The organism is Nonomuraea sp. NPDC049421 (assembly GCF_040677005.1).
Classification (GTDB): domain Bacteria; phylum Actinomycetota; class Actinomycetes; order Streptosporangiales; family Streptosporangiaceae; genus Nonomuraea; species Nonomuraea salmonea.
This window is the reverse complement of record NZ_JBFAQA010000001.1, coordinates 742,571-758,445: the sequence shown is the minus strand read 5'-3', so window position 1 is coordinate 758,445 and position 15,875 is coordinate 742,571. Positions and strand designations below refer to the sequence as shown.

At 72.2% G+C, this 15,875-nt stretch carries 16 protein-coding genes; 7 read left to right on the top strand and 9 right to left on the bottom strand.

What is annotated here, in order from left to right; all coding sequences use genetic code 11:
* The first annotated feature begins 61 nt into the window (after positions 1-61).
* Together AB0K18_RS03465 and AB0K18_RS03460 are read left to right on the top strand one after the other, a co-directional pair.
* The gene (locus AB0K18_RS03465; protein ID WP_364909117.1) at positions 62-1,021 is read left to right on the top strand and encodes a GlxA family transcriptional regulator; all 960 of its coding nucleotides are present in this window, start codon (positions 62-64) and stop codon (positions 1,019-1,021) included.
* Between the two features lie 6 nt (positions 1,022-1,027).
* Positions 1,028-1,660 (top strand): DJ-1/PfpI family protein, encoded by a 633-nt coding sequence (locus AB0K18_RS03460; RefSeq protein WP_364909114.1) that lies wholly within the window; start codon positions 1,028-1,030, stop codon positions 1,658-1,660.
* Between the two features lie 76 nt (positions 1,661-1,736).
* On the opposite strand, the gene AB0K18_RS03455 is transcribed toward AB0K18_RS03460, so the two are convergent.
* Entirely contained in the window at positions 1,737-2,600 is an 864-nt protein-coding gene (locus AB0K18_RS03455; RefSeq protein WP_364909111.1) for a helix-turn-helix domain-containing protein, read from the bottom strand.
* 66 nt (positions 2,601-2,666) lie between these two features.
* Here AB0K18_RS03455 and AB0K18_RS03450 point away from each other — a divergent pair, with 66 nt between their 5' ends.
* Together AB0K18_RS03450 and AB0K18_RS03445 are read left to right on the top strand one after the other, a co-directional pair.
* Positions 2,667-3,914, top strand: coding sequence for an MFS transporter (locus AB0K18_RS03450; RefSeq protein WP_364909109.1), 1,248 nt, complete (start codon positions 2,667-2,669; stop codon positions 3,912-3,914).
* A 56-nt stretch (positions 3,915-3,970) separates the two neighbouring features.
* On the top strand, positions 3,971-4,777 hold the full coding sequence (locus AB0K18_RS03445) for a serine/threonine-protein kinase (protein WP_355421554.1): 807 nt from the start codon (positions 3,971-3,973) through the stop codon (positions 4,775-4,777).
* Positions 4,778-4,960: 183 nt separating this feature from the next.
* Here the strand turns inward: AB0K18_RS03445 and AB0K18_RS03440 are convergent, their stop codons facing one another.
* The 5 genes from AB0K18_RS03440 to AB0K18_RS03420 all read right to left on the bottom strand — a co-directional run bounded on the left by AB0K18_RS03440 (position 4,961) and on the right by AB0K18_RS03420 (position 10,534).
* Positions 4,961-7,954: a trypsin-like peptidase domain-containing protein gene (locus AB0K18_RS03440; RefSeq protein ID WP_364909106.1), complete on the bottom strand. Its 2,994-nt coding sequence runs from the start codon at positions 7,952-7,954 to the stop codon at positions 4,961-4,963.
* A complete protein-coding gene (locus AB0K18_RS03435; protein ID WP_364909104.1) occupies positions 7,951-8,265 on the bottom strand; it encodes a CU044_2847 family protein in 315 nt (104 codons plus the stop codon). The genes AB0K18_RS03440 and AB0K18_RS03435 overlap by 4 nt, the downstream gene beginning before the upstream one ends.
* A gap of 44 nt (positions 8,266-8,309) precedes the next feature.
* On the bottom strand, positions 8,310-8,522 hold the full coding sequence (locus AB0K18_RS03430) for a hypothetical protein (RefSeq protein WP_364909102.1): 213 nt from the start codon (positions 8,520-8,522) through the stop codon (positions 8,310-8,312).
* A 77-nt stretch (positions 8,523-8,599) separates the two neighbouring features.
* Positions 8,600-9,349 (bottom strand): lysophospholipid acyltransferase family protein, encoded by a 750-nt coding sequence (locus AB0K18_RS03425; RefSeq protein ID WP_364909099.1) that lies wholly within the window; start codon positions 9,347-9,349, stop codon positions 8,600-8,602.
* 18 nt (positions 9,350-9,367) lie between these two features.
* On the bottom strand, positions 9,368-10,534 hold the full coding sequence (locus AB0K18_RS03420) for a cytochrome P450 (RefSeq protein WP_364909096.1): 1,167 nt from the start codon (positions 10,532-10,534) through the stop codon (positions 9,368-9,370).
* A gap of 54 nt (positions 10,535-10,588) precedes the next feature.
* Here AB0K18_RS03420 and dhaK point away from each other — a divergent pair, with 54 nt between their 5' ends.
* From dhaK to AB0K18_RS03405, 3 genes are all read left to right on the top strand, one after another.
* The gene (dhaK, locus tag AB0K18_RS03415) at positions 10,589-11,569 is read left to right on the top strand and encodes a dihydroxyacetone kinase subunit DhaK (RefSeq protein ID WP_364909093.1); all 981 of its coding nucleotides are present in this window, start codon (positions 10,589-10,591) and stop codon (positions 11,567-11,569) included.
* Positions 11,566-12,189, top strand: a complete 624-nt coding sequence (gene dhaL / locus AB0K18_RS03410) for a dihydroxyacetone kinase subunit DhaL (protein WP_364909090.1) — start codon at positions 11,566-11,568, stop codon at positions 12,187-12,189. The genes dhaK and dhaL overlap by 4 nt, the downstream gene beginning before the upstream one ends.
* A gap of 70 nt (positions 12,190-12,259) precedes the next feature.
* Positions 12,260-12,634, top strand: a complete 375-nt coding sequence (locus AB0K18_RS03405) for a phosphoenolpyruvate--protein phosphotransferase (RefSeq protein WP_364909088.1) — start codon at positions 12,260-12,262, stop codon at positions 12,632-12,634.
* 50 nt (positions 12,635-12,684) lie between these two features.
* Here AB0K18_RS03405 and AB0K18_RS03400 read toward each other — a convergent pair whose 3' ends face one another.
* The 3 genes from AB0K18_RS03400 to AB0K18_RS03390 all read right to left on the bottom strand — a co-directional run bounded on the left by AB0K18_RS03400 (position 12,685) and on the right by AB0K18_RS03390 (position 15,868).
* Positions 12,685-14,379 carry a thiamine pyrophosphate-binding protein gene (locus tag AB0K18_RS03400; RefSeq protein WP_364909085.1) on the bottom strand — a complete coding sequence of 565 codons (1,695 nt, stop codon included), beginning with the start codon at positions 14,377-14,379 and terminating at the stop codon, positions 12,685-12,687.
* Positions 14,376-15,149: a cyclase family protein gene (locus AB0K18_RS03395; protein WP_364909082.1), complete on the bottom strand. Its 774-nt coding sequence runs from the start codon at positions 15,147-15,149 to the stop codon at positions 14,376-14,378. Before AB0K18_RS03395 ends, AB0K18_RS03400 begins: the two co-directional genes overlap by 4 nt.
* Positions 15,150-15,214: 65 nt before the next feature.
* Complete coding sequence (locus AB0K18_RS03390; RefSeq protein WP_364909081.1) at positions 15,215-15,868, bottom strand: hypothetical protein; 654 nt, start codon at positions 15,866-15,868, stop codon at positions 15,215-15,217.
* Between the last annotated feature and the right edge of the window lie 7 nt (positions 15,869-15,875).

Below are 15,875 nucleotides of genomic sequence, written 5' to 3'. Positions count from 1 at the left end.
GCACGATCTGCAATGAGCGTGTCATTGACGCCATCCGCGGGCCGCGACCAGCATGGAAGGCATGCAGCGACGAGTCCTCATCGTCGTCTTCCCCGGTTTCCAGCTGCTCGACATGGCCGGGCCGGCCGACGTCTTCGGCACCGCGACCCTGATCCGCCGCGACGCCTATCAGGTCGAGGTGGGGTCGGTCTCCGGCGGGCACGTCACGGCGGGCAACGGGGTGCCGGTCGTGACCAGGCCGCTCGCCGAGGTCACCGAGCCCGTGGACACGCTGCTGGTGGCGGGCGGGCTCTCCGTACCCGAGCGGCTGGCCGACGCCGAGCTCGTCGGGCAGATCGCCCGGCTCGCCGGGGGCGCACGGCGTACGGCGTCGGTGTGCAACGGCGCGTTCCTGCTCGCCGAGGCCGGACTGCTCGACCGCCGCCGCGCCACCACGCACTGGCTCGTCGCCGACGACCTGCGCAGCCGCTACTCCGGCGTGGACGTCGACGCCGACCCCCTCTACATCGAGGACGGCGACGTGTGGACGTCGGCCGGCGTGCTGTCCGGCGTGGACCTGGCGCTCGCCCTCGTCGCCCGCGACCACGGCCACGGCCTGGCCAGGAACGTCGCCCGCGGCCTCGTGGTCTATCTGCACAGGCCGGGCGGGCAGAGCCAGTTCAGCACCGCCATGCGGGCGCTGACGCCGCGCAGCGAGCCGCTCAGGGAGCTGCAGGGCTACATCGACGCGAACCCGGCCGCCGACCTCAGCGTGCCCGCGCTCGCCGCGCGGGCCGGCATGAGCGAGCGGCACTTCTCCCGCGTCTTCACCGCCCAGACCGGCATGTCACCCGGCCGGTACGTCGAACGCAGCCGCGCCGACACCGCCAGGCGGCTCCTGGAGGTCACCGGGCTGCCGCTCGACGCGGTGGCCAGGGAGTCGGGGCTCGGCTCGCCGGAGACCCTCTATCGCGTCTTCAGGCGGCACTGGCGGATCTCACCCGGCGACCATCGGCGCCGGTTCCAGTCGAAGGAGAGGTAACTCGTCATGCACGTGGCCATCCCGCTCTATCCCCGCTTCACCGCGCTGGACGTGGCGGGGCCCTACACGGTCCTGTCCATGGTGCCCGGCTGCACCGTCACGCTCGTCGCCGCCGAGCGCGGGCCCGTCTCCGACGACTTCGGCACGTTCATGCTCGCCGCCACCGCCTCGTACGAGGAGGTGCCCGCCCCCGACGTCATCATGGTCCCCGGCGGCACCGGCACCCTGGACGCCCTTTCCGACGAGGCCCTGGTGAACTGGATCAGGCAGGCCCACGAGCGCACCCGGTGGACCACGTCGGTGTGCACCGGCTCGCTCCTGCTCGGCGCCGCCGGCCTCCTGGAGGGCCTGCCCGCCACCAGCCACTGGGCCCTCCTCGACCTCCTCAAGCAGTACGGCGCCGAACCCGTCGGCACCCGGGTGGTGCACACGGGCAAGATCGTGACGGCGGCGGGCGTGTCGGCCGGCATCGACATGGCCCTCACGCTGGTGGGCAAGGCCGTGGACGAGGAAACCGCCCAAAGCGTCCAGCTGGCCATCGAGTACGACCCCGAGCCCCCGTTCACGGCCGGCAGTCTTGGGACGGCCCCGGAAGGCATCCCCGACCGCGCCCTCCACCTCCTGACCCAAACCCCCTGACACCACCATCGGCGATCCCCCGGGCTGCCATCGCGCGACAGACGCTCACCCTGGGCCGCCATCGCGCGACAGACGCTCAGCCTTCCTGCACCGCCCCGATGGGCAACACGTCGAAGTGCACGACCACATGCCCAACCACCGCTCCCCCGGACCGATCGGACCCTGCGGCGGATCCAACGGCCCCTACGGCACCCGTCGCCCCTGCGACATCTTCACCAGGCCCCGCCGTACCCGCCGGCCCTGCGGCGAAATCAACCCCACCGGAGCCGCCCGTCATCGCCCCGGAACCCGCCGAGTCGCCCGCGGCACCCGGCTCCCCGGCCTGGGTCACCTCCGGGCCACGTCCGTCGTCAGCACTGAGCGGGCCTCCAGCACTCGCTGAACCTTGAGCACTCCCCTCAGCACCGATCTCGGCACCGAGCGATCGGGCTCTCCCGTCCGAGACCGCTCGGTAGCGTTCGAGCACTTCAAGAACCTCGTCCCGCATGCGCCCCGTCTCCTCGGGCGTGAGGCGGAGTGAGCGGCGGCCGAAGCCGCTGACCTGGTACCACTCCGCCGGCGCACGGTCGGCCACCTCGCGCCACCGGGCCAGCTCGGCGCTGCGCTGGCGGATCAGGTCGTCCAGCAGGAACTCGAGCGCGCCGGCCGCGTCGGGGTCGGCGGGCTGGTCGCCGTAGGAGTAGCCGCCTGGGGTGATGCGCCAGTACTTCTCCTTGCCGCGCCCCATTCCGGCCACGATCTCGATCATGCCGTGCCGGGCCAGCTCACGCAGGTGGTAGCTGGTGGCGCCGGTGTTCTGGCCGAGGAGGCCGGCGAGACGGGTGGCGGTGGAGGGGCCGTGTTCGTCGAGGAGCTCGTAGATGCGCAGCCGCAGCGGGTGGGCGAACGACTTGAGCGCGTTCGCGTCCAGCGTACGCGCCGAGTAGCGCTTGCTCGTCACTTGTGCAAACCTATCTTTGCAAAGAATCCTGTGCACACTTTCCCTTACACACTATCGGAGGGCACCATGGCGGGTCTGGGCCGTTCGTTCGGCTTCCTGTGGGCGTCGACCGCGATGTCCAACCTGGCCGACGGCCTGCTCAAGGTCGGGGCGCCGCTGCTGGCCGTCTCGCTGACCCGCTCCCCCACCCTGGTCTCCCTGGTCGGCGCCGCCGCGACGCTGCCGTGGCTGCTGCTCGCGCTGCACGCGGGCGCCGTCGCCGACCGGGCCGACCGGCGGCGCGTCATGGTCCGGGCCAACCTGGTGCGCGCCGCGATCCTGGCCGGCGTCACCGCGCCGGCCGCGTCCGGGCTGCTCAACCTCTGGCTGCTGCTCGCCGCGGTGCTGCTGGCCGGGGCGAGCGAGGTCTTCGCCGACCTCTCGGCGCAGTCCGTGCTGCCGACGACCGTCTCCGGTCCCGACCTGACGAGGGCCAACGGCCGCGTCTCGACCGCCCAGATGATCGGCAACGACTTCGTGGGCGCCCCGCTGGCGGGCCTGCTCGTGGCCGTCGTCCCCGCCGTCCTGTTCGGCGCCCCGGCCGTCCTGTACGCCGCCGCGGGCCTGCTCCTGCTGGGCATGCGCGGCACGTACGCACCGGCCCCGGCCGCCCGCGACCGGCCGATGCGGGCCGACATCGCGCAGGCGCTGCGGTTCTTAGGGGCACATCGGGTGCTGCGTGGCCTGGCGCTCACGGCCGGCGCGCTCAACTTCGCCAACGCGGCCTACTTCGGCGTCTTCGTGCTCTGGGCCGTCGGCGAGGAGTCGGCGATGGGGCTGCGGCCCGCCCAATACGGCCTGATGACCACGGCGTTCGCGGTCGGCGCGGTGGCCGGGTCGCTGCTGGCGGGCCGGGCGGCGCGGCTGTTCGGGGAGTTCCGCACGCTGCTGGGCGCCTGGCTGGTCAGCGCCCTGCTGCTCCTGGTGCCCGTGCTCGTGCCGTCCGCGTGGACGCTCTATCCCACCGCCGTGCTCTGGGGCGTGCTCGGCGCGGCGGGCAACGTCCTGGTGATCTCGGCGCGGCAGCGGCTGATCCCGGCCGAGCTCCTCGGCAGGGTCAACTCGGCATACCGGCTCGTCGGCATGGGCGCGATGCCGCTGGGGGCGGCGCTCGGAGGCGTCGTGGCCGAATTCGCCGGGCTTCCTGCCGTCCTCACCGGCGCGACTGGAGTATGTTTGTTCGCTGTCGGGCTGTTGTGGCGCGCTTTGTCAGATCAAATTTCTGAGCCTCTGACCAGCGCACCTACACTTTCCGACATATCCGGATCACGTTAGGCACCCTAGAGCCTGTGCCGAGGTGACATGATTATCCCCGAGCTTGAGGGGATGGTATGCGGGAGATCGGCGGACGGTACCTCCTGAACGAGGAGGCCGGTCGTGGGGGTATGGGAGTCGTCTGGAGGGCGTTCGATCAGCTCCTCCACCGCACGGTGGCGCTCAAAGAGCTGACCCTTACCGGCGAGGTCGAGATGGTGCGCCGCAGGGTGCTCCGCGAGGCCAGGATGGCCGCCGGGCTGACGCACCCCAACATCGTCACGGTGCACGACCTGATCGAGGAGAGCGGCAAGCTCTGGATCGTGATGGAATACCTCGACGGGCTCTCATTGCACCAGTTGCTCTCACAGGTGGGCACACTGCCCGCGCAGTCGGTGGCGGCCATCGGCCAGCACCTGCTCGCGGCGCTGCGCACCGCCCATGAGGCGGGGGTGCTGCATCGAGACGTCAAGCCCGCCAACGTCATGCTGACGGGCGACCGGGTGGTGCTCACCGACTTCGGCATAGCGACCGCCGAGGGCGACATCCGCATGACCACCTCGCGGCGGCTGCGCGGCACCCCGGCGTTCATGGCGCCCGAGCGGCTGCACGGAGGGCCGGCCAGCAAGGAGGCCGACATGTGGTCCTTCGGCGCCACCCTCTACAGCGCCATCGAGGGCCAGCCGCCCTACCCGGGCCAGGACGCCGCCACGGTGCTCGGCATGGCCCGCAGCGGCCCCTACCCGCCACCGCGCCGCGCCGGCGTCATGCGCCCCCTGATCGAGGGCCTCCTCCACCACGACCCGATCCGCCGCTTCAGCCTGGACCAGACGGCAGGTCTCCTGGCCGGCATGCGCGCCAGCACCTACCAGGCCGCCATCTGACCCGAAGCCACCACCGCCTCGGCCCGACCATTCGCGGCCGAGGCGAAGCAAAAGCCACGCGCCCCAGCTACAGCCGGTGGAGCAAGCACAGGCGCGTGCTGCTGCTCAAGAGCGACCGAACCCTCTGCTGCGGGCCTGGCTTGAGCCGGAGCACCACGGCTGTACCTGCCGAGGCGTGGGGTGTCAGGGGTTGCGGTCCAGGAGGGTTGTGAGAGCCTGTGCGGATTGTCGGCCCCAGTGGTAGCCGGCTTCGATGCTCATGTGTTCGGCCTGGTTCAGGGCCTCCCAGGCCGGTTCCTGGTCGCCCGCCCGTACGTATGTCTCCGCGACGAGCAAGTGGGCCTCTATCTCGGCCAGCCGGTAGCCGCCCGTCACGGCCATGGTGAGTGCCTGCCGGAGGTCATGGAGGCCGCTCTTGTCCGGCGGCCCGAATCGCAGGCGCCACCTGGCCTGGCCCAGGAGAGCACCGATCAGGACGTCACGCCGGGTGATGCCGCGTGAGATGCGCTCGGCCAGGTCATACCAGTGGCGAGCCCCGTCCGAGTCGCCGCTCTCGAGTGCGAGGTCGCCGAGCCCGGTAAGGCAGCCGACTTCGTCGCCGCGCCAACCCGCCGCCCGGCAGACTTCGAGGTTCACCTCGTGGACGCGCCGCGCCTCGTCCGTCCGGCCGAGCCGCCGGAGGTAGTCGGCGTACCGGATGCCGCTCGAACTGTAGAGCGCGGGGATGGGGGTGTGCTCGCGGGCGATGCGCAGGGCCTCGGCAAACGCCGTGCCGGCCTCCTCGGTACGGCCTTCGAGATATGCAAGCGCCCCCCGCAAGGTCTCCGCGACGAGCACGTCCTCCTCGTCACCGGCGCGGTGAGCGAGGTCGTACGCCTCCGCGATGAGCGGCCCGCAGGTGGGCAGGGCACCGAGGCTAAGATACAGCTCGGCCATGTTCTGGCAGCTCACAGCAGCGTCGTGCCAGACTCCGACGGCCTTGAATGCCTGCATGGCCCGCCGCGTGGCCATGGCCGCCTCCCGCAGCCGCCCCAGCATCTGAAGGCACATCGCGACCTCGTGCTGGATCCAGCCCCGCGACGTGCCGTCGGTAACGAGGGGATGCCGGGACAACTCACCTTTGGGGTAGAAGTCCGCGAACACGGCCAGCGCGGTCTCGTACGCGTTGAGCTCCCGGGTGAGGAGTCCGCGGTCGCCTTCGTACAGCCGCTCGTGCACGAGGTCGCAGGCGTGATCGTGCAACCCGGCGCCGCACGCGTGGTGCACCGCTTCCACGACGTCCTCGAGGTCCTCGAGCGTGTGGCGGGAGACGTCCGGCCGCGAGGTGGACAGGTAGTACTCCATGGCTCTGCGGTGCAGCGCACGACGCGCGTCGTCCGAGGCGGCCTGCTGGACGAAGAAGTCGCGGACGAGCGGGTGCATCTGCGTACGGCCGGAGGTGTCCCTGCGCACGATCCTGGCCGCCAGGAGGTGGCGGAAGATGGCTGTCCTGGCCTGCTGCCACTCCTCGTCCGCCTCCGCCCACGGGGCCTCGGGCAGGATGAGCCGTAGCGCCTCATCGGGCATCGGCGTACGGAAGACGCTGTAGCGTTCCAGGAACGTGCGCTCCTCGGACGAGAGCGAGGCGTTGTACTCCTGGAGCACCCTGCGCACGAGGACATCCCTGGGCAGGTGGGGGTCGGGCGTGGGTAGGGAGGTGACCCGGCGCACGTCGCCGTGGTGCCGGGTGGTGAGGTACGCCGCCACGAGGCTGAGCGTGAGCGCATGCCCGCCCCAGTCGTGCACGACCTGCCGCAGCGAGGCGTCGGGGCCGAAGACACCGAGGTTGCGCAGCAGTTCGACGCCCTGATCGGTGTCCAGAGGGTCCACGTCGACCTGACGGTGCGTGACGTAGGGGACGAGGTCGAAGACGGGGGCCCGCGTCGTGATCAGGCAGGTGGAGCGGTGGTCGGGGGTGGCGAAGAAGGTGAGAAAGTCGCGCAGGTCGGCGCTCTTGACGGAGCCGTATTCGTCGCCGCCCTGGTGCTGCATGACCTCCAGCCCGTCGAGGACGAACAGGAACGGGTGAGCATTCAGTAGACCCGCCACGCACTCGGCGCGGGCCCGGCCATCGGGCAGGTCACCCGGCGCGATGGCGCCGCCGCTAACGAAGTCGAGCGCGGCTTCGAGGAAGTCGTCCGCGCTGGCGCGCTCAGTGAAGCTCCACCAGAACACGCTGAGCCGCTGTCCACCGGGCGGAGCGGCGGTGAGCACCTCGACCCACTTCCTGGCGATGCTCGTCTTCCCCTCGCCGCCGAACCCGACCAGGCTGATCACCAGGTGTCGCTGCTCACCGAGATACTCCGTCAGCTCCGACAGCAGGAGGTCCCTGCCGACCCATTCGGCGAGGGGTAGGGGCGCGAAGTCCATATGCCGGGCCCCTTCGCGAGGGCGGGCGCGCTCGGCGAGCGCGGGCTGGACGAGGGGCGGCTCGGCGTGGACGAGCGGCAACGGGTCGTCCCGCAGGTCTATGCGGAGTGGCGAAAGCTCTAGCAACCCGGCGTTGACCGCCCACGCGGTGTCGCGGTCCTTGCCGGCCGGCTCGGCGACCCACGTCTCCGCCACCACGCCGACGACCAGGTTCCGTTCGACGTCGAGGACCGCCGCGCCGCTCATTCCGGCGTCGATGTTCTTGGATTCGAGCTGGACGGGGTCGAGCAGAAGCCGGCGGCCGGCGGGCGGCTCCACCTCGCCGAGGATCATCCCGCGCGCCCATGCTCCGAGGTAGTCGCCCAGCTCGCGGTAGCCGTAGCTGCTGAAGGTGTGCCACGCCGAATCGCGCGCCCCGCCCAGCACGGCGACGCGCTGGTGCGGCAGCGGCAACTCGCCGTCCAGTTGCAGGCAGACCAGGTCGTCATCGGAGTCGGAGAAGCTGGCGACGACCCAGGCGGAACGCAGCTCGGCGGAGACTGCGCCGCGATTGATCGAGGGGAGGTAGACGGTGACCCGGCACCGGCGGCTGGCCCGCGGCTCGAGGCCGCCCGCGCGGATGACATGGGCACAGGTGGCGACCAGACCCTGCCGGGAGATCACCACGCCAGTGCCGAGCACCCGCTCGCCCGCCGGGTCCCTGATCTGGACGGTGAACTGCCTGACGTCTTGGAGGATGACGCGCGGCGCGTCCAGCCCGCCTCTCATGATGGCCCGCCCGGTCCCCAGGTGAGCGTCACGGTCACCGCGGCCTCCACGCCCGCCTTGGCGATGACGGCTCCGGCCTCCGCGTCGAACTTGATCCCGAACTCGACCTGCACGCCGTCGGGACACACCGCAAGACCGGCGACGGTTTCGCGAACCCGCTCGGCCATGCCCCTGATGGTGCCCATGGCCTGCTCGATCGCCTCGGCGGAACGCTCTACCGCCTCGGGCGCGCTCAACGCCACCTGGCGCAGCCCGCCGCGCTGGCCGAACTCGACCAGAATGACCTCGCCGTGCTCCGCCCGCATGTTCATCGGCCCCTCCGGGATCGCTCGGCCGGGATCGGGATAACGGCCTGTTACGGCGCCTGCTGTCCCTCTGGTGACGGCACTGCGGCGCTGCCGTCCTCGGGCGAGGGCGGGTTCTCGGGATCGAGGTCATCGCGGGCCGCGAGCGCTGCAAGGACGGCGGCCGGCAACCGGCCGTCGATGGCAGACGCCGCCCGGCGGATCGCCGGCGCAGGCTGCCCGCCGTCCTCGCGCTGCTCAGGTGGGGGTTGCCGGGCTTCCATACGCGCCCTCCTCTGCCCTGCCTCGCCTCAGTGTCCCGCGCCATTCGACCCGGCGCCAGCGGCAGGCGAGTGACGGATCAGGTCTCCTTATTGGCGCGGGCCTCGGCTTCTGCGGCGTCCATGGCCTCCGCTTCCTCCGGGGTGGGGGCGGTGCCGCCCAGGTGGGCGGGTTGCCACCAGACGCCGGGGGGCACCTCCGGGTAGGTGCGCTGGGCCTTGTCCACCAGCTCCGACAGGCGGCCGTGCAGGTCGGCGACGTGGTCGTTGACGTTCTCGCCGCGCTTGGGGTACATCGGCTCGCCCACCAGGATGGTCATCGGGACGTGCCGCTGCAGCAGCTTGCGGGGACGGCCCTTGGTCCACAGGCGCTGGCTGCCCCACATCCCGACGGGGATGATGGGCGTGCCGGTGGCCTGGGCCATGCGGATGGCGCCGTTCTTGATCTCTTTGACGGTGAAGGAGCGGCTGATCGTGGCCTCGGCGAACACACCGACGACTTCGCCGGCCTTGAGCATGCGCAGGGCGGTGGCGTACGAGCCGGCCCCCGCGCCCCGGTCGACCGGGATGTGGTGCATGCCGCGCATCAGCGGCCCGGAGATGCGGTGCTCGAACACGTCCTGCTTGGCCATGAACCGCACCAGGCGCTTCGACGGCAACGCGGCGAACCCGGCGAAGATGAAGTCGAGGTAGCTGATGTGGTTGCTGACCAGCACCGCTCCCCCCGACCGCGGCACGTGCTCGGTCCCCTCCATGTGGAAGCGGATGTCGAGCACGCGAAAGAGGGTCCGCGCGGCGGCGATCACCGGCGGGTACACGATCTCAGCCATGAGCAGACGGTAACCTACTCAGGCGGGTTTGACGGACGTGGGGAGGCTGACCATCCCCCTCACGTTGCCGTGCGCGGTCCTGCGGATGCCGCTCTCGTCGATGTCGTAGTCGGGCGTGACGGCGCGGGTGAGCTCTTCCAGCGCGACCCTGGCCTCCAGGCGGGCGAGCGGGGCGCCGAGGCAGAAGTGGCGGCCGGCGCCGAAGCTGATGGCGCGGCGGGTGTCGCGGGTGAGGTCGTAGACGCCGGCGTCGGGGAAGACGCTCTCGTCGCGGTTGGCGGAGCCGATCAGCAGCCACATCTTGGCGTCGGCGGGCACGCGGACGCCGTACCACTCGGTCTCGCGGGTGAGGCGGCGGGCGGTGCCGTGGGCGGGGGTGTCGTAGCGCAGCGTCTCCTCGGCCCACCGGTCGATCGCCCCGCCGAAGGCGGCGGCGCGCTGACCGGGGTTGCGCCAGGCCCAATACCAGGCGGCGCTGAGCAGGTGGGCGGTGGTCTCGGCGCCGGCGCCGATGAGCAGGAAGAGGAACGCCACGATGTCGTCGTCGGTCAGCTCGTCGTCGGCGACGAGCACGGAGACGAGGTCGTCGCGGGGCGCGGCCCGGCGCTCGGCGATGATCGTACGGTAATGGCTCCCGAGCGAGAGCAGGCCCTTGACGCCCTCCTCGCTCATCGCGCCCGCGGGGTCGGCGTCGAACAGCGCGCCGGAGTCGCGCCGGATGTCCGCGCGGTCCGACGGCGGCACGCCGACCAGCTCGGCGATGACGTCGAGCGGCAGCTTGGCGGCGATGTCGCGGGCGAAGTCGAACGTGCCGTGTTCGAGGGCCCGTTCGATGTGCCCGCGGACGATCTGCCTGATCATCGGTTCGAGCGCGGCGACGCGGCGCGCGGTGAAGCCGCGCGAGACGGTGGCGCGCATGCGGGTGTGCTGGGGCGGGTCCATGGCGACGAACGACAGGTAGCCGCGTACGTGGGGACCCCAGGCGCCGGGGTCGAGCATGGGGCCGTGGTCGCTGGACAGCAGCTCGCTGTCGATCAGCGCGGCGGAGACGTCGGCGTGCCGGGACAGCGCCCAGAAGCCGAGGTCGGGGTTGTGGTAGAGCGGTGCTTCCGCGCGCATCCTGGCGTAGACGGGGTACGGCTCGTCGTTGATGGCCGGATCGTAGGGGCTGTAGACGACATCCACCCCGCCCACGTTATGACGCTTGCGCGGTCGTGAAAACGGGCAGATGTTTCGACCATGAAGAAGCTCATCAACACGGTCGGTTCCGTCGTTGACGACGCGCTGAACGGCATGGTCGCCGCCCACCCCGCGCTGCGGGTCCGCAACAAGGTCGTCTACCGCGCGGAGGGGCCTCGGCCCGGCAAGGTGGGCCTGGTGTCGGGCGGCGGCTCGGGGCATGAGCCGCTGCACGCGGGGTTCGTCGGTTACGGGATGCTCGACGCCGCCTGCTGCGGCGAGATCTTCACCGCGCCGGTGCCCGACCCGATCATCGAGGCGACCATGGGCGTGGACGGCGGCGCCGGGGTGCTGCACATCGTCAAGAACTACACCGGCGACGTGCTGAACTTCGAGATGGCGGCCGACGTGGTCGAGGACATCGAGGTGGCGAGCGTGCTGGTGAACGACGACGTCGCCGTCGAGGACTCGCTCTACACGGCGGGCCGGCGCGGCACGGGCGCGACGCTGTTCGTGGAGAAGATCGCCGGAGCGCTCGCGGAGGAGGGCGCGCCGCTGGGCGAGGTGGCCGCCGTGGCGACGGAGGTCAACCAGCGCAGCCGCTCGTTCGGCATCGCCCTGACCTCCTGTACGCCCCCCGCCGCCGGCAAGCCCATCTTCGACCTGCCGGAGACCGAGGTGGAGCTGGGCATCGGCATCCACGGCGAGCCGGGGCGCAGGCGGGTGCCGCTGGCGCCGGCGCGGGAGCTGGCCGAGGTGGCGATGGACGCGATCCACGGTGACCTGCCGCTGCGGGGCGACCTGCTGGTCATGGTCAACGGCATGGGCGGGACGCCGCTGTCGGAGCTGTACGTGGTGTTCGCCGAGGTGGCGGCGTACATCAAGGGCAAGGGGGCGCGGGTGACGCGCTCGCTGGTGGGCAACTACGTGACGAGCCTGGACATGCAGGGCTTCTCGGTCACCATCTGCCTGCTGGACGAGACGCTGACCCGCCTATGGGACGCACCGGTCGAGACGCCGGGGCTGCGCTGGGGGCGATGATGGACACCGACCTGTTCCTGGCCTGGTTCGAGGAGAGCGCCAGGCTGATCCGCCGCGAACGCGACCGCCTGACCAGGCTGGACGCGGCGATCGGCGACGCCGACCACGGCACCAACCTCGACCGCGGCTTCTCCGAGGTCTGCAAGGCGCTGGCCGACGACCCGCCCGGCTCGGCCGCCGAGGTGCTGACGACGGCGGGCGTGACCCTGATCCGCCGCGTCGGGGGCGCGGCCGGGCCGCTGTACGGGTCGGTGTTCCGGCAGATGGGCAGGGCGCTGCCCGAGTCGCCGGTGACGCTGGCGGGGTTCGCGGCGGCGTTCGAGGAGGGCGTGGTGGCGGTCGAGCGGCTGGGCAAGGCCGCGCTGGGCGACAAGACGATGGTGGACGCGCTCGCGCCCGCCTCCCGCGCCCTGTCCCTGGCCGTACGCGACGGCGTCGGCGTACGCCGGGCCGTCGAGCAGGCGGCGCACGCGGCCAGGGAGGGGGCCAAGTCGACGATCCCGATGCAGGCGAAGAGGGGCCGGGCCAGCTACCTGGGTCCGCGCAGCATCGGCCACGAGGACCCCGGCGCGGCCTCCGCGGCCCTGCTGCTGGAGGCGCTGGCGAGCGTGGTGGAATGAGCGCCGCAAGCGCCCCCTCACGGCATGATGCCGGGGAGGCGGTGCGATCGTTGGGCGGCGGGGCTCTGTGATGGTGGGCGTGGTGCTGGTCTCGCACAGCGCCGGGCTGGCGGCCGAGGCGGTGGCGCTTGCCCGGGGCATCGCGGGCGAGGACGTGCCGCTGGCGGCGGCCGGCGGGACGGCCGACGGCGGGCTCGGCACCAGCGTGGACGTCGTCGAGGCGGCGGTGCGCAGCGTCGACAGTGGGCGCGGGGTGCTGCTCATCCCCGACATCGGCAGCTCCGTGCTGACCGCCCGGCTGGTGGCCGAGGAGTACCGGGCGGTGGTGGCCGACGTGCCGTTCCTGGAGGGGGCGATCGCGGCGGCGGTGACGGCGGGCGCGGGCTCATCCCTGACCGACGTACTGGCCGCGGCCGAGGAGGCCCGCGCCTACCGCAAGTTCTGACGGCGGGCGCGGGCTCACCCCCAACGAAGAGGCCCGCGCCTACCCCGGTGTCAGTGGCTCTTGAAGGCCTCCTCCAGCCACCAGGAGCCGCGGTCGCGGGTCACCCTGGCGTGGATCAGGAGCGGGCGGTCCCGGGGGCCGGAGAGCCAGGTGGAGACGTCTGCCAGGTCCTCGCTCCGGGTGACGGTCACGGCGGCGAGGCCGTGGCCGCGGGCGATGGCGGCCAGGTCGGCGGGTGGGAAGGTGACCGTGCCGAGCGGGTGGTCGTGCGGGCCGAAGTGGTGGACCTCGGCGCCGTACGCCTCGTCGTCGTAAACGACGATCACCATCGGCAGCCCCAGCCGCACCACGGTCTCCAGCTCGGCGATCCCCATGAGGAAGCCGCCGTCGCCGAGCGCGGCGACGGGGAGCCGGTCGGGGCGGGCCAGCGCGGCGCCGATGGCGGTGGCGAGGCCGAGCCCGACCGACTGGAACGCCTGGGTGAAGCAGAACCCGTTCTCGTCCGGCACGTCCATGAACATCGACGGATAGCCCATGAAGTTGCCGGAGTCGATGGACACGATGCGCTCGGGAGGCAGCAGGTCGTCCAGGCCGATGGTGAGCGTCCTGGGGTCGATGCGGCCGCCGTCGCCGCCGTCCTCGTACGGCACCGCCCGCCACCGCCCCTCGGCCCGGATCCGGCCGGCCAGCTCAGGCGTGCGGTAACCGGCCTTCGCCGGAACGACGCCCGCCAGCGCGGCGGCGACCTGGGCCACGTCGCCCACCACGCCGACGTCGGCGGGTACGTGGGTCTTGAGCGCGGCGGGTTCGAGATCGACCTTCGCCACCCGGGTGCCGGGCGAGACGAGGGACCCGTGGCGGGTGGTCCACATGTTGAGCGCGCAGCCCCAGCCGACGACGAGGTCGGCGCCGCGGATCAGCTCGGCGGCCAGCGGGGTGGCGAAGCCGCCGGAGACGTCGAGGTCCCACGGGCTGCCCCGGAACAGGCCCCTGGCCACGGCCGAGGTGGCGAGCAGCGCCCCGGTGCGCTCGGCCAGCGCCTCCAGCTCGCGCCTGGCGTGCCGGGCGCCGCGGCCGGCGATGAACACCGGCCGCTCGGCCGCCTCCAGCGCGGCGGCCAGCTCGCCCGCCGCGGCCTCCGCCGAGGAAGCCTGAGACACGGCGGCCGGCTCGCCCGCCGCGGCGTCCGCCGAGGAGACCTGAGACGCACCGACCTCCGCCGAGGTCTCCCCAGACGGAGCGGGCACCTCGACCGCACCGGTGTACGGGGCGGACTGGACGTCGAGCGGCAGGTTCAGCAGCACCGTACGCCGCTCCCCCGCCGCCACCCGGTACGCCCGCACCGCCTGCGCGACCGCCTCGTCCGCACTCGTGACGCGCATCGACACCGCGCCCACCGCCGTGGCGAGCGCCGCCTGGTCGATGTGGAAGTTGGACTGCGCCTCGGTGGCCTCGCCGGCCAGCACGACCATCGGGGTGCGGCTCTTGGCCGCCTCGGTGATGCCGGTGAGCGCGTTGGTGAGCCCCGGCCCCTGGTGCACCGTGACGATGCCGGGCCGGCCGCTCATCCTCGCGTAGGCGTCGGCCATGGTGGCGGCCCCGCCCTCGTGGCGGGCGGCGACGAAGCGCGCGCCGGCCGCCACGAGGGCGTTGGTGACGTGGAAGTTGCCGCTGCCGACCACCCCGAAGACCGTCCCGGCCCCGCAGGCGGCCAGGGCGCGGCCGACGGCCTCGGCGACGATCAACGTTCCACCAGGGCGAGCACGCGGACGGGGCTGCCGGAGCCGCCGACGATGGGCAGCGGCGGCGCGACCACGACGGCGCCGGTGACGGGCAGAAGGTCGATGTTGCGGAGCTGGGTGAGGCCGTATTTCCCGGCGCCGAGGAGGAAGGAGTGGCAGGGGAAGGGCGGGTCGAAGGAGTGGGCGGCGCCCGCGTCGGTGCCGACGGTCTCGACGCCGATGCCCTGGATGGGCGTCTCGGAGGCGAGCCACTGCGCGCACTCGGAGGAGATGCCGGGTGTGTGCGGGCCGTTCTCGTCGGCGTTGAGGAAGGCGGCCTGGTCGGCGGAGCGGGCGTCCCAGCCGGTGCGGTAGAGCAGCCAGCCACCCTCGGGGAGCGGGCCGTTGGCGCGTTCCCACTCCTTCACGTGGTCGATCTGGAGGAGGAAGTCGGGGTCCTTCGCCGCCTCGGCGGCGAAGTCGAGCACGACGGCGGGCGCGATGAGGCTGCGGGCCGGCACCTGGGAGACGTCCTGGCCGTCGCGGGCGGTGACCCAGTGGACGGGGGCGTCGAAGTGGGTGCCCGTGTGCTCACCTGTGTGGATGTCGTTCCAGTACCACGCCGGGCCGCGGTCGTCGTAGCGGCTGATCTCCTCCAGCCGGAACGGGATCGTGTTGGCGAACGGCTCGGGCAGCTGGAGGATCGGCGTCTCCGCGGTGAGGGGCGCGGTCAGGTCGATCACCTCGATCGCCCCGCTGCGCACGCTGTTCACGAAGCTCTGCAACACCGACATGTCTTCCTCCTTGGTAGGGCTGTGCGCATCCTCCTACGCTCGCCCTACCAGTGCCAACACCCGCGTCACGACTTCGTCCACTCCGCGCAGCCGCCGGTCTGGAAGGCCTTGTCCGTGGGCTGGACGGTGACGGTGGCGGCGCCCGTCGGCATGCCGGCCGCGACAACATCGCCGCTCGCGCTGCGCAGCCGGGCCCAATAGCACATCGTGAACCCGGCGGCCGGGCCGGTGGTGCGGTAGGTGCCGGGCTGGATGTCGGTGCCGACGTGGAGGGTCCGCAGCGACATGGGGTTGGTGAGGGTCCCGCCGCCCGGCTGCGTCTGACTCGGCACGCTCTGGTCGGGCGACGTCTGCGTCTGGGCAGGCGGCGTCTGAGCGGGCGGGGTCTGCGCAGGCCCGGTGGGAACGCTCTGGGCAGGGCCGGTGGGGACGGTCTGGGCGGGACCGGTGGGAACGGTCTGCGCCGGATCAGTGGGGACGGGCTGCACGGGAGCGCTGCTCTCCGCCGGAGCCGACGGGCTCGACTCGACCGTCACCGTGACCCTGGGCGCGGGCTCGTCCCCCGACGACGGCGACGTGGACCCGGCCCCGAATCCGACGAACACTCCCAGCAGGAACCCCAGCAGCGCGGCCAGCCCCGAGACGAGCACGATGATCGGCGGGCTGCTCGTCGCGCGCGGATATTGCGGGTAGTCAGGGGGAGGTGGCCCGTACGTCACGGACCCA